This window comes from Pseudomonas sp. 2(2015), assembly GCF_000955865.1.
In the GTDB taxonomy this organism is placed as follows: Bacteria; Pseudomonadota; Gammaproteobacteria; order Pseudomonadales; family Pseudomonadaceae; genus Aquipseudomonas.
Genome location: NZ_JYOF01000007.1, coordinates 184,439 through 209,030, shown reverse-complemented (window position 1 = coordinate 209,030; position 24,592 = coordinate 184,439). Strand labels below are relative to the sequence as shown.

26 protein-coding genes are annotated in these 24,592 nt (G+C 63.5%); 11 read left to right on the top strand and 15 right to left on the bottom strand.

Annotation, left to right across the window (positions count from 1 at the left end; translation table 11 throughout):
* Positions 1-52: 52 nt before the first annotated feature.
* Genes UB48_RS12660 through UB48_RS12650 form a run of 3 tightly spaced genes read left to right on the top strand, consistent with a single transcriptional unit; the run spans position 53 to position 2,929 of the window.
* The gene (locus UB48_RS12660) at positions 53-1,174 is read left to right on the top strand and encodes a glycosyltransferase family 1 protein (protein WP_045197455.1); all 1,122 of its coding nucleotides are present in this window, start codon (positions 53-55) and stop codon (positions 1,172-1,174) included.
* Entirely contained in the window at positions 1,167-1,928 is a 762-nt protein-coding gene (locus tag UB48_RS12655; protein WP_045197453.1) for a DUF2334 domain-containing protein, read from the top strand. The genes UB48_RS12660 and UB48_RS12655 overlap by 8 nt, the downstream gene beginning before the upstream one ends.
* A complete protein-coding gene (locus UB48_RS12650; protein WP_045197452.1) occupies positions 1,925-2,929 on the top strand; it encodes a lysylphosphatidylglycerol synthase transmembrane domain-containing protein in 1,005 nt (334 codons plus the stop codon). The genes UB48_RS12655 and UB48_RS12650 overlap by 4 nt, the downstream gene beginning before the upstream one ends.
* Here the strand turns inward: UB48_RS12650 and UB48_RS27975 are convergent.
* Positions 2,904-3,077: a hypothetical protein gene (locus UB48_RS27975; RefSeq protein ID WP_176794221.1), complete on the bottom strand. Its 174-nt coding sequence runs from the start codon at positions 3,075-3,077 to the stop codon at positions 2,904-2,906. The two genes, UB48_RS12650 and UB48_RS27975, sit on opposite strands and share 26 nt — an antisense overlap.
* A gap of 23 nt (positions 3,078-3,100) precedes the next feature.
* Complete coding sequence (purU, locus tag UB48_RS12645) at positions 3,101-3,952, bottom strand: formyltetrahydrofolate deformylase (RefSeq protein ID WP_045197450.1); 852 nt, start codon at positions 3,950-3,952, stop codon at positions 3,101-3,103.
* 314 nt (positions 3,953-4,266) lie between these two features.
* Between purU and mvaT the strand changes: the two genes are divergently transcribed.
* Complete coding sequence (gene mvaT, locus UB48_RS12640; protein WP_045197447.1) at positions 4,267-4,644, top strand: histone-like nucleoid-structuring protein MvaT; 378 nt, start codon at positions 4,267-4,269, stop codon at positions 4,642-4,644.
* 74 nt (positions 4,645-4,718) lie between these two features.
* On the opposite strand, the gene sbcB is transcribed toward mvaT, so the two are convergent.
* The 3 genes from sbcB to UB48_RS12625 all read right to left on the bottom strand — a co-directional run bounded on the left by sbcB (position 4,719) and on the right by UB48_RS12625 (position 7,083).
* The gene (gene sbcB, locus UB48_RS12635; protein ID WP_045197445.1) at positions 4,719-6,149 is read right to left on the bottom strand and encodes an exodeoxyribonuclease I; all 1,431 of its coding nucleotides are present in this window, start codon (positions 6,147-6,149) and stop codon (positions 4,719-4,721) included.
* Between the two features lie 61 nt (positions 6,150-6,210).
* Complete coding sequence (locus tag UB48_RS12630) at positions 6,211-6,570, bottom strand: PilZ domain-containing protein (RefSeq protein ID WP_045197442.1); 360 nt, start codon at positions 6,568-6,570, stop codon at positions 6,211-6,213.
* A gap of 126 nt (positions 6,571-6,696) precedes the next feature.
* Positions 6,697-7,083: a tol-pal system YbgF family protein gene (locus UB48_RS12625; RefSeq protein ID WP_045197440.1), complete on the bottom strand. Its 387-nt coding sequence runs from the start codon at positions 7,081-7,083 to the stop codon at positions 6,697-6,699.
* Positions 7,084-7,327: 244 nt separating this feature from the next.
* On the opposite strand from UB48_RS12625, the gene pyk reads away from it, so the two are divergent.
* Positions 7,328-8,779: a pyruvate kinase gene (gene pyk / locus UB48_RS12620; protein ID WP_045197438.1), complete on the top strand. Its 1,452-nt coding sequence runs from the start codon at positions 7,328-7,330 to the stop codon at positions 8,777-8,779.
* A gap of 659 nt (positions 8,780-9,438) precedes the next feature.
* Here the strand turns inward: pyk and UB48_RS12615 are convergent.
* On the bottom strand, positions 9,439-10,377 hold the full coding sequence (locus UB48_RS12615; protein ID WP_045197436.1) for an iron-sulfur-binding ferredoxin reductase: 939 nt from the start codon (positions 10,375-10,377) through the stop codon (positions 9,439-9,441).
* Positions 10,370-11,482 (bottom strand): diguanylate cyclase, encoded by a 1,113-nt coding sequence (locus UB48_RS12610; protein WP_045197434.1) that lies wholly within the window; start codon positions 11,480-11,482, stop codon positions 10,370-10,372. Before UB48_RS12610 ends, UB48_RS12615 begins: the two co-directional genes overlap by 8 nt.
* Before the next feature lie 316 nt (positions 11,483-11,798).
* On the opposite strand from UB48_RS12610, the gene UB48_RS12605 reads away from it, so the two are divergent.
* Positions 11,799-13,322, top strand: coding sequence for a fumarate hydratase (locus tag UB48_RS12605; RefSeq protein ID WP_045197431.1), 1,524 nt, complete (start codon positions 11,799-11,801; stop codon positions 13,320-13,322).
* A gap of 123 nt (positions 13,323-13,445) precedes the next feature.
* On the opposite strand, the gene UB48_RS12600 is transcribed toward UB48_RS12605, so the two are convergent.
* Genes UB48_RS12600 through UB48_RS12580 form a run of 5 tightly spaced genes read right to left on the bottom strand, consistent with a single transcriptional unit; the run spans position 13,446 to position 17,552 of the window.
* A complete protein-coding gene (locus UB48_RS12600) occupies positions 13,446-14,603 on the bottom strand; it encodes a phosphatidylserine/phosphatidylglycerophosphate/cardiolipin synthase family protein (protein ID WP_045197429.1) in 1,158 nt (385 codons plus the stop codon).
* Position 14,604: 1 nt separating this feature from the next.
* On the bottom strand, positions 14,605-15,186 hold the full coding sequence (locus tag UB48_RS12595; protein WP_045197427.1) for a YceI family protein: 582 nt from the start codon (positions 15,184-15,186) through the stop codon (positions 14,605-14,607).
* Positions 15,187-15,231: 45 nt separating this feature from the next.
* Entirely contained in the window at positions 15,232-15,528 is a 297-nt protein-coding gene (locus tag UB48_RS12590) for a hypothetical protein (protein WP_045197425.1), read from the bottom strand.
* Complete coding sequence (locus UB48_RS12585) at positions 15,525-16,622, bottom strand: serine hydrolase (protein ID WP_082075435.1); 1,098 nt, start codon at positions 16,620-16,622, stop codon at positions 15,525-15,527. The genes UB48_RS12590 and UB48_RS12585 overlap by 4 nt, the downstream gene beginning before the upstream one ends.
* Positions 16,623-16,664: 42 nt before the next feature.
* Positions 16,665-17,552 carry an acyl-CoA dehydrogenase gene (locus tag UB48_RS12580; RefSeq protein WP_045197423.1) on the bottom strand — a complete coding sequence of 296 codons (888 nt, stop codon included), beginning with the start codon at positions 17,550-17,552 and terminating at the stop codon, positions 16,665-16,667.
* A gap of 133 nt (positions 17,553-17,685) precedes the next feature.
* On the opposite strand from UB48_RS12580, the gene olsB reads away from it, so the two are divergent.
* Entirely contained in the window at positions 17,686-18,441 is a 756-nt protein-coding gene (olsB, locus tag UB48_RS12575; RefSeq protein ID WP_045197421.1) for an L-ornithine N(alpha)-acyltransferase, read from the top strand.
* A complete protein-coding gene (locus tag UB48_RS12570; RefSeq protein WP_045197419.1) occupies positions 18,441-19,226 on the top strand; it encodes a 1-acyl-sn-glycerol-3-phosphate acyltransferase in 786 nt (261 codons plus the stop codon). The genes olsB and UB48_RS12570 overlap by 1 nt, the downstream gene beginning before the upstream one ends.
* Here UB48_RS12570 and UB48_RS12565 read toward each other — a convergent pair.
* Positions 19,223-19,795, bottom strand: coding sequence for an ACP phosphodiesterase (locus UB48_RS12565; protein WP_045197417.1), 573 nt, complete (start codon positions 19,793-19,795; stop codon positions 19,223-19,225). The two genes, UB48_RS12570 and UB48_RS12565, sit on opposite strands and share 4 nt — an antisense overlap.
* 154 nt (positions 19,796-19,949) lie before the next feature.
* Between UB48_RS12565 and UB48_RS12560 the strand changes: the two genes are divergently transcribed.
* From UB48_RS12560 to UB48_RS12550, 3 genes are read left to right on the top strand one after another with little or no spacing between them, the layout of a single operon-like run.
* Positions 19,950-20,252: a helix-turn-helix transcriptional regulator gene (locus tag UB48_RS12560; RefSeq protein ID WP_038998919.1), complete on the top strand. Its 303-nt coding sequence runs from the start codon at positions 19,950-19,952 to the stop codon at positions 20,250-20,252.
* Positions 20,253-20,265: 13 nt separating this feature from the next.
* Positions 20,266-21,435, top strand: coding sequence for an MFS transporter (locus tag UB48_RS12555; protein ID WP_045197415.1), 1,170 nt, complete (start codon positions 20,266-20,268; stop codon positions 21,433-21,435).
* Between the two features lie 17 nt (positions 21,436-21,452).
* Positions 21,453-22,502, top strand: coding sequence for an alkene reductase (locus tag UB48_RS12550; RefSeq protein WP_045197413.1), 1,050 nt, complete (start codon positions 21,453-21,455; stop codon positions 22,500-22,502).
* Positions 22,503-22,629: 127 nt separating this feature from the next.
* On the opposite strand, the gene UB48_RS12545 is transcribed toward UB48_RS12550, so the two are convergent.
* On the bottom strand, positions 22,630-23,472 hold the full coding sequence (locus UB48_RS12545; protein WP_045197411.1) for a hypothetical protein: 843 nt from the start codon (positions 23,470-23,472) through the stop codon (positions 22,630-22,632).
* Positions 23,473-23,559: 87 nt separating this feature from the next.
* Positions 23,560-24,564, bottom strand: a complete 1,005-nt coding sequence (locus UB48_RS12540; protein ID WP_045197409.1) for an NAD(P)-dependent oxidoreductase — start codon at positions 24,562-24,564, stop codon at positions 23,560-23,562.
* Between the last annotated feature and the right edge of the window lie 28 nt (positions 24,565-24,592).

Sequence of the window (24,592 nt, the reverse complement as noted above, 5' to 3'; positions counted from 1 at the left end):
TCCAGCGGCGAAAAGCCGCCTGGTGACACACTCTGGAGACGATCTCGGAGGGATGCTGATCGTGCACATCGCTGACATCACCATGTTCTACGCGCCCGCCAGCGGCGGCGTGCGTACCTATCTTGATGCCAAACACCGCCGCCTGGGCCTTACCCCCGGTGTTCGTCACAGCCTGTTGATTCCCGGCGCCAGCGCCAGCCACGATAACGGCATCTACAAGGTGCCGGCCCCGGCCCTGCCATTTGGCAACGGCTATCGCTTCCCCCTGCGCCTGGCACCTTGGCGCAATGTCCTGCACGATCTTCAGCCGGACCTGATCGAGGTCGGTGACCCCTATCTGACCGCCTGGGCGGCGCTGGATGCCCGGCGCCAGCTGGATGTGCCGGTGATCGGCTTCTATCACTCCGACCTGCCGTTGCTGGTGAGCAACCGCATGGGCAACTGGTTCACGCCCAACGTCGAAGCCTATGTCAGCAAACTCTATGGCAATTTCGACCGGGTGCTGGCGCCGAGTCAGGTAATGGCCGACAAGTTGCGCGGCCTGGGTATCGACAATGTCCATGTGCAGCGCCTGGGCGTCGACCTGGCAACCTTCCACCCGCAGCACCGTGACCTGTCGCTGCGCCGGCAACTGGGTCTCGCCGATACCACGCGCCTGCTGGTGTTCGCCGGACGCGGCTCGCGGGAGAAGAACCTGCCGGTGCTGCTCGACTGCATGAAACGTCTGGGCAAGCACTATCACCTGCTGCTGGTGGGCTCGCACATGCCGGCCACCGTGCCGGCCAACGTCAGCGTCATCGATCACTTCTGCCCGGCCGCTGAAGTCGCCCGCCTGCTGGCCAGCGCCGATGCCCTGCTGCACGCAGGCGACCAGGAGACCTTCGGCCTGGTGATTCTCGAAGCCATGGCCAGCGCCATCCCGGTCATTGCCGTGGCCGCCGGGGCCTTCAGCGAAATCGTCAACGACCAGTGCGGGCGCCTGTGTACGCCCAACGATGGCCAGGCCATGGCCCGCACGGTGCGCGAGGTGTTCGAGGCCGGTGCCCGGCAAATGGGCCAGCAGGCCCGCGCCCATGTCGAGCAGCACTACGCCTGGGACAGCGTAGTCAATGGCCTGCTCGAGCATTACCGGGCGGTGCTCGGCCACCCGATGCCGGTACGCGCTCATGCCTGAGCCTGCCGATCGCCCGAGCCTGCTGCTGGTGCTGCATGATGTTGCGCCGGAAACCTGGCCGGACTACCAACCCTTCGTCGAAGCCATCGACGCTCTGGGCAACATTCCCATGACCTGGCTGGTGGTGCCGGACTTTCACAAGCGCAATGCCCTGGAGCAGGCCCCCGGATTTCGCCTGATGCTCGACCGGCGCTTGCAGCGTGGCGACGAAATGGCCCTGCATGGCTACTTTCATGCCGATGACAGCCCGCCGCCGCGCTCGCCGCGGGACTACTTCATGCGCCGCATCTATACCTGGGAAGGCGAGTTCTACAGCCTCGACCAGCCCCAGGCGCGGCAACGCCTTGAAGCCGGTATCGACCTGTTTCGCCGCTATGACTGGCCCCTGGCGGGCTTTGTCGCCCCGGCCTGGCTGATGAGCGACGGCACCCGCCAGGCCTTGCGCCAACTCCCGCTGCGTTACACCAGCGACCCGCAGCACATCTTTCAATTGCCCGACTTCAGCCCGATCGCGGCCCCCGGCCTGGTCTGGAGCGCCCGCAGCCGTTGGCGCCGCGGGCTGTCGAAAGTGTTGTGCGACGTACGTGAGGCGCGCCTGCGCCAAGCGCCGGTGATCCGCCTGGGCCTGCACCCGGTGGACATGCGCCATGGCTTTTCGCGCCGCTACTGGCTGCAAACGGTCCAGCGCTTGCTGCGCCAGGGCCGCGAGCCGATGACCAAATCCGCCTGGCTGGCCAGCAGGCACCCTCGGTGAACCGCCTGCTCTGGCTGCTGATGGCGCTGATCGTGGCGCTGCTGGTGCCAGCCCTGCTCGGAGGCAGCGAGCTGTTGCCGCGCCTGCGTGGTTTTGCCCCGCACCTGCTGCTGGGCCTGTTCGCCATGATTGTAGTGTGCTGGATCATCAACGCCATGCGCCTGCGCTTGCTGCTCGGCAGCCAGGGCGCGGCGCTGGGGCGCTTGCGCAGCCTGGGGGTGATCATGGCCACCGAGTTTGCCATCTGTACAACGCCGGGCGGCAGCGGCGGGCCGCTGGCACTGATGGCCTTGCTGGCCCGCGATCGCATCGGGCCTGCGCGCAGCAGCGCGGTATTTGCTGCCGACCAGCTCAATGATCTGCTGTTCTTTTTCTGCGCCATGCTGGGGATCGCCGGCTACGCGCTGTTCCACAGTCTCAACCGCAGCCTGGAGGGCCTGCTGCTCAGCAGCGCGCTGTTGATGCTCGCCGCCTTCGCCACCCTGCTCGGCTTGCTGCGATACCGTCGCGCGCTACTGCGCCTCAATGGCCGGTTGCTGCACCGGCTCAAGGTGTCCGCCCGCAGGCGCCGACGCTGGACGCGCAAGCTGCTGCACTTCTTTCACGCCCTGGGCGAAACCTGGCGGCTACCTAAACGCACCCTGGCGCTGGTATTTGCCCTGACCTGCGTGCACTGGGGGCTGCGCTACAGCGTGCTGTACCTGGCGTTGCGCGGGCTTGGGGTCGATCTGCAGTGGATACCGAGCTTTCTGGTGCAGATGCTGTCGCTCAGCGCCGGGCAATTCAGCCTGCTACCGGGCGGTGCAGGCGCGGCTGAAATGACCTCGGCCGCATTGCTTTCGCCTTTGGTCGGCACATCGACCGCGGCGGCGGCCATCCTGATCTGGCGGCTGGTGACCTATTACTTCTACCTGGTCGCCGGTGGCCCGGTGTTCCTCTGCCTGTTGGGCCGGCCGCTGCTGGAGCGCTGGCGGCTCAGTCAGGCGCGGGTTCGTCGCTAGCCGGCTTGAGCTGCTCCCAGAGCTCGGCGGCACCGGGAAAATCGGTGCCGTCTTCGCTGTCCAGCGCATCCGGGTCGTAGCGGCTCAGGCAGCCCTCGCCGAGGGTCGGCGGGGCCTTGGAGGTAGCCTTGTCGAGTGGATCGGCCATCGGCCAACCTCCGGCACTGAGGCTTAGTTGAACACCACGGTCTTGTTGCCGTGGACCAGCACGCGGTCTTCCAGGTGATAACGCAGGCCGCGGGCCAGGACCATTTTCTCGACGTCACGGCCGAAACGCACCATGTCTTCGATGCTGTCGCTATGGCTGACGCGAACCACGTCCTGCTCGATGATCGGGCCGGCATCGAGCTCTTCGGTGACGTAGTGGCAGGTCGCGCCGATCAGCTTGACGCCGCGCAGCGACGCCTGGTGGTACGGTTTGGCGCCGACGAACGAAGGCAGGAAGCTGTGGTGGATGTTGATCACCTGCTGGGCGTATTCCTGGCACAGTTGCGGCGGCAGGATCTGCATGTAGCGCGCCAGTACCACCACATCGGCACCGTGCTCCTTGACCAAGCGCGAGACTTCGGCAAAGGCCGGCTGCTTGTTCTGCGGATCAACCGGCACATGGAAGAACGGGATGCCGTGCCACTCGACCATGCTGCGCAGGTCGTTGTGGTTGGAAATCACACAGGGAATGTCGCAGTCCAGTTCCTTGGCATGCCAGCGGTGCAGCAGGTCGGCCAGGCAGTGGGACTCGCGGCTGGCCATCAATACTACGCGCTTCTTCTGGTCGGTATCGGTGATGCGCCAGACCATCGAGAACTCTTCGGCGATCGGTGCGAAAGCTTCACGAAACTCCTCGATACCGAACGGCAAGGTTTCGGCGCGGATTTCGTGGCGCATGAAGAACCAGCCGCTCTGCTCGTCGGAGTGGTGGTTGGCTTCGTTGATCCAGCCGTTATAGGACGCCAGGAAATTACTGACTTTGGCGACGATGCCAACGCGGTCGGGGCAGGCAATCACCAGCCGGTAGGTGCGCATGAAATGGACTCCAGAAACTTTCGCAAAGGCGCACATTCTAGCGAGTGCCCGGCAAAACTGCAGTACTCATTGCACGCGCCCTGTCGCCTGCCTGGGCGGCGCGGTAGAGGGCACTGCCGTGTAGCGCTGCGGGCTGGCGATCAAGTTAACTATTGGAAAAACCGCTTAGTTTGTAAATTTTTCTTAACCTAATCCCTCAAGGTGTTTAAGCATTCATTGAGCTAATTGCCTGCTTAAATGTTTACTTGGGGGTACTGTCTGATTATTATTGCCGCACTGTCTGTCCAAAATCCTTCATTTCCAAGGAACGCCTCATGTCCCTGATCAACGAATATCGCGCTACCGAAGAAGCCATCAAAGAACTGCAAGCGCGTCTGCAGAACCTGTCGCAAGACGACAAGCTGCAAACCGAGCTGGAATTCGAAGGCAAACTGCGTGCACTGATGGGCGAATATTCGAAGTCCCTGCGTGACATCATTGCGCTGCTGGATCCAGAAGCCAAACTGAACAAAGCCCCGCGCGGCGCGGTTAAAACCACCGGCACCAAACGTGCGCGCAAGGTCAAGCAATACAAAAACCCGCACAACGGTGAAGTCATCGAAACCAAAGGCGGCAACCACAAAACCCTGAAAGAATGGAAAGCCAAATGGGGTGGTGACGTGGTTGAAGGCTGGGCAACCCTGCTGGGTTAATAAGCCCGCTGGTAACCTTGTGTTACTCGCTAAAAACGCCAGCCTTGCTGGCGTTTTTTATTTTCAACGTTTGCTTACATTCCCAATTGCAACTTAAGCGCCTGCACATGGTTACGCCACTGGCCGAGCAACAGCTGTTGCTGGGCGTCGGCGTCCAGCCAGCATTCCTGCAGGGCCCGCTCGAAATCCCCAAGGGTATTGGGCGCGCCCATCAACGGGTCGCTCAGGCGTTGCTGGCAGAAGGTTTGCCAACGCTGGCGTTCCTCGGCATTCAAGGTTTCGCTGAAATTGCGTGCGCGATAACGAAACAACAATTCCGGCAACCGTTCATCATCGAACATCCACTGCCCCTGCCCTAGTTGCTGCGGATCGACACTGCGCACTTGCTCGCACAAACGCCGATCACGATCGCCAAGAAAGCCATCATACAACTGCTGTTCCGGGTCTTCGCTGGGAGCAAACTCCTCGGCGCTATAAACCAGCGGCAATTTCTCCTGCCATTGCCCGGCGGCGGCAATCAGACTCGCCGCGCGCGCCTGATAAACAGCCATATCCAGTTGCAAACGCTGCTGATCTTCGCCACGCAATACACTCAACGGGGCGACCACCGGGCAGCGATTGATATGGATTAATTTCAACGGCACCGGCAATTGTCCGTCAGGCATTTCCTCACGACGAGTGTATAAACGCTGACGCAGTGAATCAGCATCCTCATCTATCAAGGGCTGAACATCCAGGTGCAGGTCACAGACAATCAAGGCATTGCGATTGCGCGGGTGCCAGGCCAGAGGTAATACCACCCCCAGATAATTGCGTGCCGCAGAGAAACGGCCAGAGATATGCACCATCGGTTGTAATAATCGAATCTGGTCGAGGACTTTCTGCTTGCTGCGCAGTTGAAACAACCAGTCATAAAGCTTGGGCTGTTTCTGTCGGATCAATCGCGCAAGTGCAATGGTGGCGCGCACGTCAGACAACGCTTCATGGGCCTGGCCATGGTCGATGCCATTGGCGGCAGTGAGCAACTCCAGGCGCAAACTGGTGCGCCCGTCCTGTTGTGGCCACTCGATACCGTCCGGGCGCAGGGCATAAGCAGTGCGTACGATGTCGATCAAGTCCCAGCGGCTGTTGCCGCCCTGCCACTCGCGGGCATAGGGATCAAAAAAGTTGCGATACAGGCTGTAGCGGGTGACTTCGTCGTCGAACCGCAAGCTGTTGTAGCCGGCGCCACAGGTGCCGGGGCGGGCCAGTTCGGCATGCACCCGGGTCATGAACTCGGCTTCGCTTAAGCCGTTGGCGGCCAGTTGCTGCGGAGTGATGCCGGTGACCAGGCAAGCCTTGGGATGCGGCAGGATATCGGCGCTGGGCTGGCAATAGAAGTTGATCGGCGCCTCGATCTCGTTGAGGTCAAGGTCGGTGCGCACCCCGGCGACCTGCAAGGGCCGGTCGTTGCGCGGGTTGATACCGGTGGTTTCGTAGTCGTGCCAGAAAATGCTGGAGCTCACGGGGTCGTCCTGAACAGAAGGTCGCCCAGAGTCTAGGGCCAGCAGCCCGTCACGGCCAGCGTCAGGCCGAAGCGTTCAACGGATGGAAGCTGAAATAGTTGCGCAGGGCACGCACCAGTTGCTCGTAGTCACGTGGCGCCTGCAGCAGCATGAAACCCGAGTCGTAATGCCCGGGCGTCTGGTCTTCATGGCTCCACAGGCAACTGGCGGTGAGGTTGATCAGGTGCACTGCGCCATCGCGGCCCGGGACTTTGAGCTGCAACTCGAAATCCGGGCCGACCAGCATCGGCAGCTGGCTGATCAGCATCAGGCCGTCTTCGGACACATTTCCCAGGTAGCCGATGGGCTGGTCGGTGAAGCGGTTGAAGACTTTGAGAAAATAAGGGAGCTGGTGACGCTCGATGCGGCGCTCGTCAAACATGGTCGGGATCGCTGTCGAAGACCCTTTTAGCAGGGCCGCGCTAGGGCTGCTGTTTTTCATTCATTTCAGCAACAAGATTAGCGCACCCTGACCCGCGCGTCACAATCAGACCTGCTGACTTTAGTATTAACGCCAAGGCGTGGTGGTTGCCGGGCGGGCAATCGCCGCTTCGCCGCTGCGGTAGTGGCCCAGTTGTTCGAGGGTCTGCAGCCGGGCACGGGCACGGAACGCGTACTCGCTCTGCGGGTAGCGCTGAAGAATGAACTGGTAGGTCTGCGCCGCATCGACGAACAATTTCTGCCGTTCCAGGCACTGGCCACGCAGCAGCGACACTTCCGGCTGGATGAACGGTCGGGCACGGCTGGTGCGCTCGACCTGGGACAGCTCGAGCATGACCTTCTCGCAGTTGCCCCGGTCATAGGCGCGGTAGGCGTTGTTCAAATGATGGTCCATCGACCAGCGGGTGCAACCGACGACGCTGGTGGCCAGGGCTAAAACGATCAAGGCTCGCATGGGGGATCTCCTGTATTGAGCAGTGTATCGGCTTTGTGCGGAAAATCTGTAGACATGGCTGGCTGCACTGGCCTCATCGCGGGTCAAGTCGAGTCGTCGCACCGCCGCTCCCACACCAGCGGCGCTCGGGCCCTGTAGCCGTTCAAACGCCACCCGCGCTAACCGCCAGGTAGTGCAAAGGAACAATGACTACAGCGAATTTCCGGAGTAGCCTTTCGCTGCGCTTCACTATAGGAGTCTGTGCATGACCATCCGCCGTACCAAAATCGTCGCCACCCTTGGCCCCGCCAGCAACTCGCCGGAAGTGATCGAGCAACTGATCCTCGCCGGCCTGGATGTCGCTCGCCTGAACTTCTCCCACGGCACGCCTGACGAGCACAAGGCTCGCGCGCGCCTGATCCGCGATATCGCTGCCCGCCTGGGCCGCCACGTGGCGCTGCTCGGCGACCTGCAAGGGCCGAAGATCCGTATCGCCAAGTTCAGCAACAAGCGTATCGAACTCAAGGTCGGTGACCGCTTCACCTTCTCCACCGCCCATCCGCTGACCGAAGGCACCCAGGATATCGTCGGCATCGACTATCCGGACCTGGTCAAGGACTGCGGCGTCGGCGACGAACTGCTGCTCGACGACGGCCGCGTGGTCATGCGCGTAACCAGCGCCACCGCCGACGCCCTGCACTGCGAAGTGCTGATCGGCGGCCCGCTGTCCGACCATAAAGGCATCAACCGTCGCGGCGGCGGCCTGACAGCTCCGGCGCTGACCGAAAAAGACAAGGCCGACATCAAGCTGGCAGCCGAAATGGACCTGGACTACCTGGCCGTTTCCTTCCCGCGCGACGCCTGCGACATGGAATACGCCCGTCGCCTGCGCGACGAAGCCGGCGGTAGCGCCTGGCTGGTGGCCAAGATCGAGCGCGCCGAAGCGGTCGCCGATGACGAGACCCTCGACGGCCTGATCGCCGCCAGTGACGCGGTCATGGTTGCCCGTGGCGACCTGGGCGTGGAAATCGGCGATGCCGAGCTGATCGCGATCCAGAAGAAGATCATCCAGCACGCCCGCCGCAACAACAAGGCGGTGATCGTGGCGACCCAGATGATGGAGTCGATGATCCAGAACCCGATGCCGACCCGCGCCGAAGTGTCCGACGTGGCCAACGCCGTGCTGGACAACACCGATGCGGTGATGCTCTCGGCCGAAAGCGCCGCCGGCGCCTACCCGATCGAAGCAGTACAGGCCATGGCGCGCATCTGCCTGGGCGCGGAAAAGCACCCGACTAGCCAGAAGTCCAGCCACCGTCTGCACACCCGCTTCGAGCGCTGCGACGAAAGCATCGCCCTGGCGGCCATGTACACCGCCAACCACTTCCCCGGCGTCAAGGCAATCATCGCCCTCACCGAAAGTGGCTACACCCCGCTGATCATGTCGCGCCTGCGTTCCTCGGTGCCGATCTACGCGTTCTCGCCGCACCGCGCCACCCTGGCTCGCGCTGCGATGTTCCGTGGCGTGTACCCGGTGGCTTTCGATCCGGCAGCCCTGCCGGCGGAGAAAGTCAGCCAGGCGGCAGTCGACGAGTTGCTGCAGCGCGGCGCGGTCGAGCCAGGTGACTGGGCGATCCTGACCAAAGGCGACAGCTACCACACCATCGGTGGTACCAACGGCATGAAGATCCTGCACGTCGGTGATTCGCTGGTCTGATGCTCAGCCCCTGCTGAACAAAGCCCCGTAGCCTGTGCTGCGGGGCTTTTTTTTGATTCTTCACGGAATCCCTGGGGCTATGATTCTTGGGTTGTTGCGGGCTTATCCATTCGGTGTGGCGCCGCTGCTGGCCCCTTCCGCCCTTACGGCGGGTCCCTTTTGTTCTTGGTGTACGGACCGGACACGTGGTGGACACATGTACGGGCGGCGCCTGCACTGATGTATCTGAGAAAGCTGATGTTGGCGAAGCCATGCTGACGCAGGAGCGGGACAAGCCCGCTGATAAAACGAGCACCAACTTGATCTTGATATTCATGCACGTACTTCCAGGCGCCGCGAAAAGCGACTTCAGGAGGCCGAGCGTAGGTGCCTGTAGGGGCGGTGCGCAGCACCTTCGGCGGCAGCCGAAGACGCGAGATGTAGACTTGCGAAGCAAGTCGTAGGCCGCGATGCCCCGGAAGGTGCCGTAGCGAGGGGACCCGAAGCGCAGCGTAGGGCCGTATGCAGGAGCAAGCGGTTTTGCCTACTTCTTCCCAAGAGAAAAGTAGGCCGCCGTAAAGGCGGAAGGGGCCAGCAGCAGCCCCACACTGAATGGATAAACTCGCAGCCTCAACATCCAACCCGGATTTTGTGAAGAACCTTTTTTTACCTGCGGGGAATCAGGCGTGGCCAATAAAAACATCGGCAAGCAACTGATTGCGCGGCAGGCCGGCAAGAAACATGCGCCGGGCAAACTGCTCGACACTGGCCGCCGAGCCACAGGCCAGGGTCACGGTCTGGCGTGACGGCAGGCGTAGCGCCGCCAGAGCCTGGGGCAACTGCTGCGGGGTCAGCAGCTCGACCTGCAGTTGCGGATGCTGGCTGGCAAGCGCCGTCAGTGCGGGCGCCAGGTAATGTTCCTGCGGGTCATGGGCCAGGTGCAGCAGGCGAATCGGGCCGTGGTGTTCCTGGCGCAAGGCTTCGCGCACAATCCCCCATAACGGCGCCAGGCCAGTGCCGGCGGCCAGCAGCCACAACGGGCGCTCCTGCCAGTCCGGATCGTAATGCAAGGCGCCGCCGCGCAACTCGCCCAAGCGCAACGTCGCACCGATAGTCAGTTGCCGGGCGGCATCGCAGAAGGCACCGGGTTGCCGGCAATCGAGGTGAAACTCGAGAAAGCCCTCCTCCCCCGGCAGGCTCGCCAGCGAATAAGGTCGGGCGACCCCGTTCGGGCTCCACAACACCAGGTGCTGGCCGGCCTGGTAGCGTAGTGCCCTTTGCGGCTCAAGCCGCAGGCGCAGCACCGTCGGGCTCAGCCAGTCCAGGCCGCTGACCTCGGCCGGCAGGCCATCTGCGAGCGGGTCGAACAAGGCCACCTGCAAATCTTCTTCGACACTGCATTGGCACGCCAAGCGCCAACCTTGCTGGCGTTTGTCCGCCGCCAGGGCATCGGGTCGGGCATCTGCCGGCTGGCCTTGCAGGCAGCGCACCAGGCAGGCGTGGCAACTGCCGGCACGGCAACTGTAGGGCACCGCCAGCCCGGCATCATTAAGGGCATCGAGCAGGTTGCTGCCCGCGGCCACCTGCCATTGTCGCTCAGCGACCCGCAACTCAGGCATCGACGGCCTCCCAGGCGGCCAGGCAGCGGTTGCGCCCACAGTGTTTGGCCCGGTACAAGGCCTGATCGGCACGTTGCAAGGCGTCGTCGAGATCATCGCCAGGCGCCAACAGGGTCAGCCCGGCCGACAGGCTTAACGGTTCGACGCGCAAGCCGACCGCTGGCGGCTGGGCCAGGGCAAAGGCCTTGCGCAAGCGTTCACAACAGCTGAACAGCTGCGCTTGGCTGCAATCGGGCAGCAACAGCACGAACTCTTCGCCACCGTAACGGGCCAGCACCGCAGTGTCGCCCAGGCAATCGCTGGCGATCGAGGCGAAGGCTTGCAGCACCTGGTCGCCGGCGGCATGCCCATAGACATCGTTGATGCGCTTGAAATGATCGAGGTCGATCAACGCCAGGCCGTGGCTGCTGTCTGCGCGCATGTGCGCAAGCTCGCGGCTGGCCAGGCTGAGAAAATGCCGACGGTTGAACAGCCCGGTCAGTTCGTCGGTGGCCACCAGGTCTTCAAGCTGGCGCATCATGCCGCGCAAGGTGTCCTGATGGGCTTGCAAGGCATAGCGGCGTTGGCGCATGCGCTGGCGAGCGGCCTGCACATAGCGGGCATACAGGCACAACCAGCACAGCACCACCAGCAAGGCACTGGCCTGCAACGCCAGCAGCGAACCGGCGAAATGCGGCACCTGCCAGGCCTCCCAGGCAATCAGGCCGAAGAAGCTGCACAGCACCAGCAGCGCGCAGCGCACGAACACCCGCCCCCTCAGGTGAAACAGGCCGAACATCAGAATCAACGGATAAAACATCAGAAAAGTACCGCGGCCCTGGTCAAGCTGGGCCAGCAGCCAGGTTTGCCAGGCAATCGCCAGCAACACCTGGAATTCGGTCAGGCTCGGATCGCCAAAGCGCAGGTTGCGGCCACTGGCAAACACCCAGCCGAGCAGCAACTGGCTCATCAGCAACAAGCCGCTGCCCAGCAACAAGACATCCAGGGAGGCTTGCAGATGGCCATTCAACAGCGCAACCCAGACCAGCGCCAACACCAACAGATAGGTGCCGGCCGCCATGAGAAAACGTTTGAGGAGAAGCTTCTGCAGCGCTGTTTCGGTCACAGGTGGCTCACCGTGCTCTGGCCAGGGCAGAGGAATAAGGCATGGCCAACCGCCACTTTAGGGTGTGTGAAGAATAATTGCCATGTTTGCACATATCGGCCCTGACAGGCATTCAGGCAAGAACAGTGCCCGGCCACTGCCGACCTTGGTGGGGACCTTTGGTACGTGTGCCAACCGCGGATGCGCGCTATACTGCCGCGCCTTTTTTGCGCCGACAGCCTTGCGTTGGCGCCTGTTGAAGGTCGTTTCGACACCTCGGCCAGTCCGCGTCGGAATACCTTAATGAATGTTCCCGTCTTTAAGAGGAGCGCGCTGCATGACCGTGATCAAGCAAGACGACCTGATTCAGAGCGTTGCCGACGCCCTGCAGTTCATTTCGTACTACCACCCCGTTGATTTCATCCAGGCCATGCATGAGGCCTATCTGCGTGAAGAGTCGCCGGCTGCGCGCGATTCCATCGCCCAGATCCTGATCAACTCGCGCATGTGCGCCACCGGCCACCGCCCGATCTGCCAGGACACCGGTATCGTTACCGTGTTCGTGCGCGTCGGTATGGATGTGCGCTGGGACGGCGCGACCATGAGCCTGGACGACATGATCAACGAAGGCGTGCGCCGCGCCTATAACCTGCCAGAAAACGTCCTGCGTGCATCCATCCTGGCCGACCCGGCCGGCGCGCGTAAGAACACCAAGGACAACACCCCGGCGGTCATCCACTACTCCATCGTCCCGGGCAACACCGTGGAAGTGGACGTAGCGGCCAAGGGCGGCGGCTCCGAGAACAAGTCGAAAATGGCCATGCTCAACCCGTCCGACTCGATTGTCGACTGGGTACTCAAGACCGTTCCGACCATGGGTGCCGGCTGGTGCCCACCGGGCATGCTCGGTATCGGCATCGGCGGTACCGCCGAGAAAGCCGCGGTGATGGCCAAGGAAGTGTTGATGGAATCCATCGACATCCACGAGCTCAAGGCCCGTGGCCCGCAGAACCGCATCGAAGAGATCCGCCTGGAACTGTTCGACAAGGTCAACCAGCTGGGTATCGGCGCCCAGGGCCTGGGCGGCCTGACCACCGTGCTCGACGTCAAGATCATGGATTACCCGACCCACGCCGCCTCGTTGCCGGTGTGCATGATCCCCAACTGCGCCGCCACCCGTCACGCCCATTTCGTGCTCGACGGTTCCGGCCCGGCCGACCTGGAAGCGCCATCGCTGGACGCCTACCCGGAGATCGTCTGGGAAGCCGGCCCATCGGCCCGCCGCGTCAACCTCGACACCCTGACCCCGGAAGACGTGCAGAGCTGGAAGCCGGGCGAGACCATCCTGCTCAACGGCAAGATGCTCACCGGTCGCGACGCTGCGCACAAGCGCATGGTCGAGATGCTCAACAAGGGCGAAGAACTGCCGGTCGACCTCAAGGGTCGCTTCATCTACTACGTCGGCCCGGTTGATCCGGTCGGTGACGAAGTGGTTGGCCCGGCCGGCCCCACCACCGCAACGCGGATGGACAAGTTCACCCGGCAGATCCTCGAGCAGACCGGCCTGTTGGGCATGATCGGCAAATCCGAGCGCGGCCCGACCGCCATCGAAGCGATCAAGGACAACAAGGCCGTGTACCTGATGGCCGTCGGCGGCGCTGCCTACCTGGTGGCCCAGGCGATCAAGAAGTCCAAGGTCCTGGCCTTTGCCGAACTGGGCATGGAAGCGATCTACGAGTTCGAGGTCAAGGACATGCCGGTCACCGTCGCGGTCGACAGCAACGGCGAGTCGGTACACATCACCGGCCCTGCGATCTGGCAGCACAAGATCGCTGAAAGCCTGGCGGTGGAAGTGAAGTAAGCCTCAGGGTTTGCTGGTACAAGAAAGCGGCAGGTGGATTATTCCCCTGCCGCTTTTTTATTGCCTGTACGGGCCTCATCGCTGGCGAACAAGGACACCATAGACCGCCAACCGGCCTCAGGCTCAATCGCGCCGATCGAGCATGTTGACTACGAGCCGGTCGAGCCAGCCCCACAAGCGTTGCTGCACCCGCTTCCACAACGGTCGCGCATGCCAGTGGGCAAGGTCCACGGCCAGGCTCTGGGCAAAGTCGCGCTCAAAGCTCGCCGTCACGTCGGCGGTCAGGGGTGGGTCGATAGCTTCGACGTTGGCTTCGAGGTTGAAGCGCAGGTTCCAGTGGTCGAAGTTGCACGAGCCGATGCTCACCCAGTCATCCACCAACACCATCTTCAGGTGCAGGAAGCACGGCTGGTACTCGAAGATCTTCACCCCGGCGCGCAGCAGCCGCGGGTAATAGCGATGGCCGGCATACCGCACCGACGGGTGATCGGTACGCGGCCCGGTCAGCAGCAAACGCACATCGACGCCGCGAGAAGCAGCACGGCGCAGGGAACGGCGCACTTTCCAGGTCGGCAAGAAGTACGGCGTGGCCAGCCAGATGCGCCGCTGGCCGCTGTTCAGCGCGCGCACCAGCGACTGCAGAATGTCCCGGTGCTGGCGGGCGTCGGCATAGGCCACGCGGCCCAGGCCGGCGCCACTGAGCGGGATCGGCGGCAAACGCGGCAGGCCGAAGTGGGTTGGCGGCCGCCATGCGGTGCGGCGCAGGTTGGCCCGCCACTGGCGGTCGAAGAGCATCTGCCAGTCGGCCACCAGCGGGCCTTGCATCTGCACCATCACTTCGTGCCACTCGCTGACGTCTTCAGTGGGCGTCCAGAACTGGTCGGTAACCCCGGTACCACCCACCACCGCCCAGCGCTGGTCGACCAGCAGCAGCTTGCGGTGATCGCGATACAGGTTGCGCAAGCCCCGGCGCCAGCGCAAGCGGTTGTACCAGCGCAGCTCGACACCAGCGGCCAGCAAGCGCTGGCGCAGGCTCAGGGTAAAAGCCAGCGAGCCGTAGTCATCGAACAGGCAACGCACTTGCACTCCGCGCTCGGCAGCCTGCACCAGGGCCTGGACCATGGTTTCGGCGCAAGCCCCCGCTTCGACCAGGTACAACTCAAGGTCGACCTGGTGCTCGGCGCGCACGATCGCGGTGAGCATGCGCGGGAAAAACTCGGGACCGTCGATCAATAGCTCGAACTGATTGCCATCGCGCCAGGGAAAGACCGGTCCGGCCATATCAGCGCGCCGTAAAAATCAGCACCGCAGCCACCGGCACCGACGGGCTGATGGACTTGAGCCCGGCCAGCTTGCGCAGGGTGGCAAGGCCTGGGAGCAGATCGAAATCATCGGCGCGCAGCATCAACGGCTCCAGGGTGACCACCTGAAAGCGCCGCTCATCCAGGCGGGTCGCCAGCAACAGGGCGCTGTAGCTGTGCTGCTTGCCATGCAGGCTGACCGTCACCGGCAGGCGCAGTTCGACCTGGGCGCCATTGGCCAGGTCGTTGATCGGACGCAGGTCGATCTGTGCGTTGACCTTGGCCTCGGGGAATTTGCTGAACTCGAACAGCTCCTTGCGCATGCGCTCGTCACGCAGCGGTACGCTGCTGCTGTTGGAGTCCATCTCGATCAGCAGCTCGGCGGCGCCCTTGCGATCGACTTTGCCATGCAGGACGAGGAAGCGATGCACCTCGGCGGTGTCGCCATTCTTGCTGGAGACGAACGACAGGCGCGACGATTCGCCGTCCAGGTGCCAGTTGGCCTGGGCAGGGAGACTCAAGACGACCAGCAGGGCAAGCAGAAGACGCGGCAGACTGAACATGTGAAATCCTGTAACACAATGGTCGTCAACCTTACCCGGCTGTCTTCACGGCAGCAAGCGACAGCCCTCGCGCGGCCCCAGCCACTGCGCATGATTCTCCACCCCCAGGCCGGCAGCGCTGATCAGCCGCTGCTGCGCGTCTTCGTCCAGGCGGCTGAGCGGCAGGTACTGCTGCACGTAGCTGCGACAGTACTGCGGATCGAAACCCATGACATAACGGCACGAGCAGTACTCCTTGGCCGAGTAGGCACTGAGAATGCCTGGGAAATCCATCAGTGCCTGGCGCTCATACCAGGCCCAGGCGCCAGCCAGCAGCACCAGCACCAGCAACACGCGCTTCATGGCCGCACCTCATCGACCGCAGCCAGTACCCGCTTGAGCAGTTCGTTGTGGGCGTAACTGGCATCGCGATCATCGGCGTAGCGCACGATCACCAGCTTCTGCGCCGGCAGCACATACAGCGCCTGCCCCCAGTGCCCGAGGGCTGCGTAGGTATCGGCCGGCGCATCCGGCCAGGGTCGCGGACTGCCGGGCAGCGGCTGGTTGAGCCACCAGTGCCCACCCGGGTTGGCTTCACCCGGCTGGGCGGTGGCCGGCAGGAACGGCTGGCGATTGAACGCCACCCAGTCGCTGGACAGTAGCTGGCGTGACTGCCAGCGACCTTCGCGCAGCATCAACAGGCCGATACGGGCCAGGTCGCGGGCGCTCATGTACAGGTAGGAGGAACCCACCAGGGTGTTTTTAGCGTCACGCTCCCAGACCGCACTGCTGATGCCCAGGGGCTCGAACAAGGCGTGCCAGGGATAATTCGCATAGTCAGCTTCGCCGAGCATGCCGCGCAAGGCCGCCGCCAGCACATTGCTGTCGCCACTGGAGTAAAGAAAACGCTGCCCGGCGCTGGCCGCTTCGGGTCTGGCTGCGGTGTAGCCGGCCATGTCGCCGCGCCCGCGGGTGTAGAGCATTGCCACCACCGAGGACTTGAGCGGCGCGTACTCGTAGTCTTCCTGCCAGTCCAGGCCGCTGGCCCAGTGCAGCAGGTCTTCGATGCGCACCTGGGGATGGGCGCGCATCGGCGGGTAGAAACGCGCCAGCGGATCGTGCAGGTCAAAGCGGCCTTCGCCGTGGGCGACGCCGAGCAGGGTCGCCAGCACGCTCTTGCTGATCGACCAGGTCAGGTGCGCGGTTGCAGCGCTGCTGGGCGCGGCATAGCGTTCATAGACAATGCGCCCGTCGGCGATCACCAGCAGCGCGTCGGTGCGTACGCCCTGGCGCTGCTGATCATCGCGAGGGGCGAAGGCATAACGCTCCACCGCCTGCCAGGCGCTACGGTTGGCCACGGGCGCAACGGTCCAGTCAGGTACAGGCCACAACTCCTGCGCTGGCACGGCCTTGCTCAAGGCCAACAGCGCCAGCATCCACCACGCCACGTTGCTCATGCCGCTTACTCAAGGCCAGGGTTTGCCCAGCCTGCCAGCGTTTCATGACAGTCCGGCGGCAGCCCAGGCCTTGGCCAAACGCTTGGCCCGGGCGGCGCTGGCGATTTCCAGCAGGCCCTGGTCGCGCTGCCACAGGCTTGCCCATTCACCAGGGCTGGCCAGCAGCGCCTGGTTGATCTCCTCCTTCATGGCGTTGAACTGCGCGAACAGGCCGCCCAGCAATAAATGGCTGGCTGAAGCCTCCGCGCATTGGCGGGAGCTTTCGGCACAGGCGCCGAGCAAGCCGATCAGGCGCAGTTGCAGGTTTTGCGCCCAGCCCGATTCCTGGCCGACGCCATACAGCCAGGCGCACAGGGCACTGAGCACGTAGAGGTCTTCCAAGGAGCGGAAGGGTTTGACGTAGGCATCCCAACCATCGCCCGCCAGCCGTTCGCACAACGCCCCTTGCAGGTGCAGGCGGGCATGGCCGACCTCCGGCATCAATGGCAAGGCCGGCAGCGGTTCGAGGCGCACCCCGGGCTCGCCGGCATAAACCACCGCCAGGCTCAGCTCAGGCGCCTGCCCTTGTGGCTCGCAGCGCGCCGCCACCAGCAGCCATTCGGCATCCAGCCCGGCGGTGACGAAGTCCTTGCTGCCGCTCAGGCGCAGGTCATCCAGGCGCACCTGCATGTCGGCCGGACGCACGCTGCGCCGCTCGCTGGCGCACAGGGCGCCGAGGCTCGGCGGCGCGCTCGGCCACAGTACCCGCAGGGCCGCCTGGTAGCCGAGCAGAAACGCCAGGCCCGGGGTGGCCATGGCGCGTGCGCCGAGCACCGCCAGCTCGAACGGGCTGACCGTGCCCAGGCGTGCCAGCAAGGTGGAATAGGTATCGGCCAGCGTGGCCGCCTGGGGGTGTCGCTGTCGGTCGTTGAGTCGTTGCAGCCAGGCCATCGAAGCGCTCCTTGGGGGCTGTCATACAAGCATCACCAATTGTTCACGGGGGTGACACCGCATCTACCTAGGCTGACTTTGCACAACAAAGTCGACCGGCCGCAACCCCATGGCTGGCTTATGGAGACACGCAATGACTCGGATCGCTCGCTCTGGCGACAACAGCACTGAACGCCGTCTGCAAGCCGAACGCCTGGTCGGCCCGGCAGCCCTGCAGGAAGCCCAGGCCCTGAGGTTCAGCGTATTCAGCGGTGAATTCAAGGCCAAGCTCAAAGGCGCCGAACTGGGCCTGGACATAGATGACTACGACATTCATTGCCGCCACATCGGCGTGCGCGACTTGACCAGCGGGCGCCTGGTCGCCACCACCCGCCTGCTCGACCATCAGGCTGCCAGCAGCCTGGGGCGCTTCTACAGCGAAGAGGAATTCAGCCTGCACGGCCTCGGCCACCTGCAAGGGCCAATCCTCGAACTGGGGCGCACCTGCGTCGACCCGGCCTACCGCAACGGCGGCACCATCGCCGTGCTCTGGGCGGAACTCGCCGAAGTGCTCAACGAGGGCCGCTACAGCTACCTCATGGGTTGCGCCAGCATCCCCATGCAGGATGGCGGCGTGCAGGCCCATGCGATCATGCAACGCCTGCGCGAACGCTACCTGTGCACCGAGCACCTGCGCGCCGAACCGAAAAACCCGCTGCCAAGCCTGGCCCTGCCGGGTAACGTCATCGCCGAGATGCCGCCGCTGCTCAAGGCGTATATGCGCCTGGGGGCGAAGATCTGCGGCGAGCCGTGCTGGGACGAAGACTTCCAGGTCGCCGACGTGTTCATCCTGCTCAAGCGCGACGAGCTGTGCCCGCGCTATGCCCGGCACTTCAAGGCGGCGGTCTGATGCAGCGCCTGCGCGTCTATGGGCGCGTGGTCCGGGTGCTGCTGGTGGTGCTGTTCGGCCTGGCCATGGCCGCGCTGTTCACCCTCTACGAGCGCCTGCGCGTACCGGCCTCGACCGAGCGTCGGCAGCGCTGGTCGCAGCTGTTCATGGGCAGGCTGAGCAACGCCCTGCCGTTCAAGGTGCGGGTGGTGGGCCAGGTGCCGCAGCAACCGATGCTGTGGGTCAGCAACCATGTGTCCTGGACCGACATCCCGTTGCTGGGCATGCTTGCGCCGCTGTCGTTCCTGTCCAAGGCCGAAGTGCGCACCTGGCCGATTGCCGGCTGGCTGGCGCTCAAGGCCGGCACTCTATTTATCCGCCGCGGTGGTAACGACAGCCAGCTGCTGCGCCAGCAGATCAGCCAGCACCTGCAACAAGGCAGCGCATTGTTGATTTTCCCCGAAGGCACCACCACCGACGGGCGCAGCCTGCGCACCTTTCATGGGCGCCTGCTGGCCAGTGCCATCGATACGCAAACCCCGTTGCAGCCGGTCGCCCTGCGCTACCTGCGCAACGGCCAGAGCGATACGATCGCACCGTTTATCGGTAATGACGATTTGCTCTCGCACCTGTTCCGGCTGTTTGCCAATGATTGCGCCGAGGTCGAGATCCATCTGCTCGCGCCAATTGCCAGCGCCGGCGAAGAACGCGCCGCCCTGGCGTTCAAGGCGCAGCAGGTAATCCAGCAGGCACTGTTCGGCAGCGAACCGGTTGCCCAGCCACAACGCCGGGCCAGGGCCGCCTAGGTATTGGCCCTGGCAAAGCGCTGAAGCTCTGGGTAGAAATTGCGAAAGTCATTCAGCAATGGCTGGTACAGCGCCGTCACCTCCTCTATCGCACCGTCCATGCCTTCGGGCCGCGACAGGCGCCGGGCGATGCCGCGAAACACCTGCTCAAGCACCGCGAATTCGCGGTAAGACCCCAACCAGTCATCGGCGGCCATGTACGGCGCGATTTGCGCCAGGCGCCCGGGCAAGGCCGGCTCGGCGGCGAGGACCTGGTACACGCGTTCGGTGAACTGGCCCAATGGCTGCTCAGCGTAGTCCTGCCAGTGCAAGGCCAGGCAGTGGTCGAAAAACACATCGAGGATGATCCCGGCATAACGCCGCCGCTGCCGCGGAAAACGCGCCAGCGCCGCCAGCACCAGTGGATGGCTGTCGGTGTAGACGTCGATCTGCCGGTGCAAACGAATCGCCGCTTCCAGCGATGGGGCAAAGCGCCCCTGCAACGGCCCTTTGACGAAATCGCCATAGAGGCTGCCGAGCAATTGCTCGGGCTGCTGACCGCCGAGGTGAAGGTGTGCGAGGTAGTTCATGGACTGGGATTCTAGCACCCCGGCATCTATATCGTTATAACCCGATATAGCGATTTACGCTGAGCTCAGAACCACATCATATTTGTATATCGCGAAATACCGATTTATATTTCGCCACATCGCGATATACCGCTACACAACCACGAGCCCAATCATGCCTCTCGATCTCGACGAAATAATAAAAGCCCTGGCCCACCCAGTACGGCGAGAAATCCTCAACTGGCTGAAGGACCCCGACGCGCAGTTCCCCGACCAGCACCACAGCACCGAACACGGTGTGTGTGCCGGGCAGATCGATCAACGCTGCGGCCTGTCGCAGTCGACCGTTTCTGCCCACCTGGCGACCCTGCAGCGCGCGGGCCTGATCAGCAGCCAGAAGATTGGCCAGTGGCATTTTTTCAAACGCAACGAGGAAACCATCCAGGCCTTCCTCCAGCAGATGAGCCAAGAGCTCTGACAAGGACCTTGCAATGCCCCTTTCGCTGATAATCCTGGCGCTCAGCGCCTTCGCCATCGGTACCACCGAGTTCGTCATCATGGGTCTGCTGCCCGACGTGGCGGCAGACCTGGGTGTGTCGATTCCCGGTGCCGGCTGGCTGGTCACCGGTTACGCCCTGGGCGTGGCCATCGGTGCGCCGTTCATGGCTCTGGCCACCTCGCGCCTGCCGCGTAAAGCGGCGCTGATTGCGCTGATGGGCGTGTTCATCGTCGGCAACCTGCTGTGTGCGGTGGCCAGCGACTACAACCTGCTGATGTTCGCCCGGGTGGTGACCGCCCTGTGCCACGGTGCCTTCTTCGGAATCGGCTCGGTGGTCGCGGCCAGCCTGGTGCCGGCCAACCGCCGCGCCTCGGCCGTGGCCCTGATGTTCACCGGCCTGACCCTGGCCAACGTCCTTGGCGTGCCGCTGGGCACCGCGCTGGGCCAGGAATACGGCTGGCGCTCGACTTTCTGGGCGGTAACCGTGATCGGCGTGATTGCCTTGATCGGCCTGATCCGCTTCCTGCCGTTTCGCCATGACGAAGAAAAACTCGACATGCGCGCCGAACTGGCTGCGCTCAAAGGCGCCGGCATCTGGCTGTCGCTGTCGATGACCGTACTGTTCTCAGCCTCGATGTTCGCCTTGTTCACCTACGTCGCGCCGCTGCTTGGCGACGTCACCGGCGTTTCGCCACGGGGCGTGACCTGGACCCTGCTGCTGATCGGCGTCGGCCTGACCCTGGGCAATATCGTCGGCGGCAAGCTGGCCGACAAGCGCCTGGGCGCCACCCTGGTCGGCGTGTTCGCCAGCATGGCGGTGGTCTCCACCGTGCTGAGCTGGACCAGCGTCGCGCTGATTCCGGCCGAAATCACCCTGTTCCTCTGGGCCACCGCCGCCTTTGCCGCCGTGCCTGCCCTGCAAGTCAACGTGGTGACCTTCGGCAAGGCCGCGCCGAACCTGGTCTCGACCCTGAACATCGGCGCCTTCAACCTGGGCAACGCCCTTGGCGCCTGGGTCGGCGGCACCGTCATCGCCCAGGGCCTGGGCCTGACCCGCGTGCCCCTGGCCGCCGCAGCGCTGGCGGTACTGGCGCTGATCGTCACCCTGATCACCTTCAGCCAGGGCGGCAAAAAAGCCGAACTGGCACCTGCCACTCACTGATAAGCCTTGAGGTATTTATGACGACGCTTTTTGATCCGATCACCCTCGGCGACCTCGTGCTGCCGAACCGCATCATCATGGCCCCACTGACCCGCTGCCGCGCCGATGAAGGCCGGGTGCCCAACGCACTGATGGCCGAGTACTACGTGCAGCGCGCCAGCGCCGGGCTGATCCTCAGCGAAGCGACCTCGGTGACGCCCATGGGCGTCGGCTACCCGGACACCCCGGGCATCTGGTCCAACGACCAGGTGCGCGGCTGGACCAACGTGACCAAGGCCGTGCATGGCGCCGGCGGGCGGATTTTCCTGCAGCTGTGGCACGTAGGGCGGATCTCTCACCCCAGCTACCTCAATGGTGAAACCCCGGTCGCGCCGAGCGCCATCCAGCCCAAAGGCCATGTCAGCCTGGTGCGTCCACTGGCCGATTACCCGACCCCGCGGGCACTGGAAACCGCAGAAATCGCCGACATTGTCGAGGCTTACCGTACCGGCGCCGAGAATGCCAAGGCGGCCGGTTTCGATGGCGTTGAAGTGCACGCGGCCAACGGCTACCTGATCGACCAGTTCCTGCAGAGCAGCACCAACCAGCGCGATGACCAGTACGGCGGTTCGCTGGAGAACCGTGCTCGGCTGTTGCTGGAAGTGACTGACGCGGTGAGCGAAGTCTGGAGCGCGCAACGGGTGGGTGTGCACCTGGCACCGCGCGCCGACTCCCATGACATGGGCGACGCCAACCGCGCCGAGACTTTCACTTATGTGGCGCGCGAACTGGGCAAGCGCGGCATCGCCTTCATCTGCTCGCGGGAGAAGGAAGCCGACGACAGCATCGGCGCACTGATCAAACAAGCCTTTGGCGGCCCGTATATCGTCAACGAGCGCTTCACCAAGGCCAGCGCCAACACAGCGCTGGCCAGCGGTAAAGCCGATGCGGTGGCCTTCGGCATTCCGTTCATTGCCAACCCGGACCTGCCAGCGCGGCTGGCGGCGGATGCGCCACTGAACGAAGCGCATCCGGAGACCTTCTATGGCAAGGGGCCAGTGGGTTACATCGATTATCCGCGACTGTAAACCTTGGGGCTGCCGTGCAGCCCATCGCTGGCAAGGCCAGCTCCCACAAAGTCCGCTGCAAGCAGATCCAGTGTGGGAGCCGGCCTTGCCGGCGATGGGCTGCAACAGCGGCCCTGTTTAACGCCGATCAAGGCCGGGCGTTGATCTGCTGTTGCAGGTTCTGCACCTGGCTTTGCAGGGTATTGATATTGCGCGTCACCTGGCCACGAAACGCATCGAACTCCGCCGTCGAGGCACCGCTGCTGGCCGCCGGCGCCGGGCGGTTCTCCTGCTCGCTCTTGAGCACGATCAGGTCCTGCTCCAGGCGCTGAATCGCCGCTGAAGGGTTGCCCTGCTTCTTCAAGGCTGCCACATCAGCGTTCAGGCTCTTGAGCTCACCTTCAAGCTTGCCGCCATCCACCTGGGCCGTCTTCAATGCGGCCAGCTCCTCGTTCACACGCTTGAGCTGGGCCTGCAACTGCTCCTGCAATTTGGCATTGGCCGCTTGCTGTTCGCTGGCCTGCGCCAGCACTTGCTCCAGGCGTTTACCCAGGTCACCGGTCTGCCCGGCTACACCCTGCTGTTGCTTGCCCTGCTCGGTCAGGCTCGCCTGCAACTGCCTGATCTGCAGCTTCAGGGCTTCGCTGTCGGTGCTGACACTGCTCTCGCTGGCCGCCACCTTGCCGCTGATTGCCTGCAGGCGCCCCGCCGCTTCTTCACTGATGCGGGCAAAGCTTTCTTGGGTGGCAACCAGTTGCTGTTCCATCAGCGAAATCTGCTGAAAGCTCCACCAGCCAAGGCCCGCCAGGGCAATGAACGAGGCGCCGAGCAACGCCCACAACGGGCCGCTGCTGGCCACCTTGGGCTGGGCATGCGCGGCCGCCGCACCGCCACGACGCACGCCGGCAACCGGGACAACATCATCGTCGTCACGGCTACCGGCACTCAAGGTCGGTACGTTATCGAAATCATCTGGGGCATTGTTACGCATGGGATCCCTTCAACCACGGTGATAGCAAATGGTCATTAGTATAAAGCCTGATCTGCGCACTGATCGACCGCAAAGCCGTGATCGGGTTCAGTGCTGGCCGGACGCAAGGTCCTGGGCTTTCCACCAGCCGCAGAACTCATCCAGTGCCGACCACAGGCTGACGCTGGGGCGGTAATCAAGAAACTGCCGGGCGCGGCTGATGTCGAGGGTGAAGTCCTTGCTCATCACCTGCATCCCCAAGCGTGACAGGGTCGGCTGCGGGCGGCCCGGCCAGAGCAGGCAGGCGCCTTCGTTCAAGGCTGCAAGGCTGTAGGCCAGGCCGTAGGAACGGTAGCGGGTGACTTGCGGCAGGTGCATTTGCCGCATCACATAATTGACCACATCCCACAGCGGCAAGGGATGACCGTTGCTGATGTTGTAGGCCTGGCCAAGCGCCGCGTTATCGGCGAGCAAGGCACTGATCAGCGCTTCGTTGAGGTTCTGCACGCTGGTGAAGTCGACCTTGTTCAGGCCATTGCCGATGATCGCCAGGCGCCGCTTGCGTTGCATCTGCAGCAAGCGCGGGAAGATGCTCACATCACCCGCGCCGGTGACAAAGCGCGGACGCAGGGCGAGCACTTCGAGGCCAAACTCCTGGGCGCCGAAGACCTTCTGTTCGGCCAGGTGCTTGGTGGCCCCGTAATGGTCATGAAAGCGCCGTGGCACCTGGTCTTCAGTAATGCCCAGCTGCGAGCGGCCATTGAAATAGATCGACGGCGAAGACAGGTGCACCAAGCGCCGTACATGCTCCTTCAGGCAAGCCTCGACAACGTTTTCAGTGACCACCACGTTGCCTTGGTAAAAGTCCTGGTAACGCCCCCAGTTGCCCACCGCACCGGCGCAATGCACCACCGCCTCGACGCCCTGGCACAGGCGTCGGGCCAGGTCCGGATCGCCAAGGTCACCCGGGATGAACTGCGCGCCGCGTCGCACCAGGTGCTCGACGCCTTCGGCGCGGCGGCCGTTGACCCGAACGTCAAAGCCCTGCTCCAGGGCAAAGCGCGCAAAGCGCCCGCCTATGAAGCCGCTCGCGCCGGTGACCAGAATTTGCATGTAGCACTCCGCCTAAAACAGGTTTTTC

Coding starts and splice junctions, on each gene's coding strand:
- UB48_RS12660 (WP_045197455.1), top strand. CDS start 53: ATGCTGATCGTGCACATCGCTGACATCACCATGTTCTACGCGCCCGCC.
- UB48_RS12655 (WP_045197453.1), top strand. CDS start 1,167: ATGCCTGAGCCTGCCGATCGCCCGAGCCTGCTGCTGGTGCTGCATGAT.
- UB48_RS27975 (WP_176794221.1), bottom strand. CDS start 3,077: ATGGCCGATCCACTCGACAAGGCTACCTCCAAGGCCCCGCCGACCCTC.
- purU (WP_045197450.1), bottom strand. CDS start 3,952: ATGCGCACCTACCGGCTGGTGATTGCCTGCCCCGACCGCGTTGGCATC.
- mvaT (WP_045197447.1), top strand. CDS start 4,267: ATGTCCCTGATCAACGAATATCGCGCTACCGAAGAAGCCATCAAAGAA.
- UB48_RS12630 (WP_045197442.1), bottom strand. CDS start 6,570: ATGTTTGACGAGCGCCGCATCGAGCGTCACCAGCTCCCTTATTTTCTC.
- UB48_RS12625 (WP_045197440.1), bottom strand. CDS start 7,083: ATGCGAGCCTTGATCGTTTTAGCCCTGGCCACCAGCGTCGTCGGTTGC.
- pyk (WP_045197438.1), top strand. CDS start 7,328: ATGACCATCCGCCGTACCAAAATCGTCGCCACCCTTGGCCCCGCCAGC.
- UB48_RS12615 (WP_045197436.1), bottom strand. CDS start 10,377: ATGCCTGAGTTGCGGGTCGCTGAGCGACAATGGCAGGTGGCCGCGGGC.
- UB48_RS12605 (WP_045197431.1), top strand. CDS start 11,799: ATGACCGTGATCAAGCAAGACGACCTGATTCAGAGCGTTGCCGACGCC.
- UB48_RS12600 (WP_045197429.1), bottom strand. CDS start 14,603: ATGGCCGGACCGGTCTTTCCCTGGCGCGATGGCAATCAGTTCGAGCTA.
- UB48_RS12595 (WP_045197427.1), bottom strand. CDS start 15,186: ATGTTCAGTCTGCCGCGTCTTCTGCTTGCCCTGCTGGTCGTCTTGAGT.
- UB48_RS12590 (WP_045197425.1), bottom strand. CDS start 15,528: ATGAAGCGCGTGTTGCTGGTGCTGGTGCTGCTGGCTGGCGCCTGGGCC.
- UB48_RS12585 (WP_082075435.1), bottom strand. CDS start 16,622: ATGAGCAACGTGGCGTGGTGGATGCTGGCGCTGTTGGCCTTGAGCAAG.
- UB48_RS12580 (WP_045197423.1), bottom strand. CDS start 17,552: ATGGCCTGGCTGCAACGACTCAACGACCGACAGCGACACCCCCAGGCG.
- olsB (WP_045197421.1), top strand. CDS start 17,686: ATGACTCGGATCGCTCGCTCTGGCGACAACAGCACTGAACGCCGTCTG.
- UB48_RS12570 (WP_045197419.1), top strand. CDS start 18,441: ATGCAGCGCCTGCGCGTCTATGGGCGCGTGGTCCGGGTGCTGCTGGTG.
- UB48_RS12565 (WP_045197417.1), bottom strand. CDS start 19,795: ATGAACTACCTCGCACACCTTCACCTCGGCGGTCAGCAGCCCGAGCAA.
- UB48_RS12560 (WP_038998919.1), top strand. CDS start 19,950: ATGCCTCTCGATCTCGACGAAATAATAAAAGCCCTGGCCCACCCAGTA.
- UB48_RS12555 (WP_045197415.1), top strand. CDS start 20,266: ATGCCCCTTTCGCTGATAATCCTGGCGCTCAGCGCCTTCGCCATCGGT.
- UB48_RS12550 (WP_045197413.1), top strand. CDS start 21,453: ATGACGACGCTTTTTGATCCGATCACCCTCGGCGACCTCGTGCTGCCG.
- UB48_RS12545 (WP_045197411.1), bottom strand. CDS start 23,472: ATGCGTAACAATGCCCCAGATGATTTCGATAACGTACCGACCTTGAGT.
- UB48_RS12540 (WP_045197409.1), bottom strand. CDS start 24,564: ATGCAAATTCTGGTCACCGGCGCGAGCGGCTTCATAGGCGGGCGCTTT.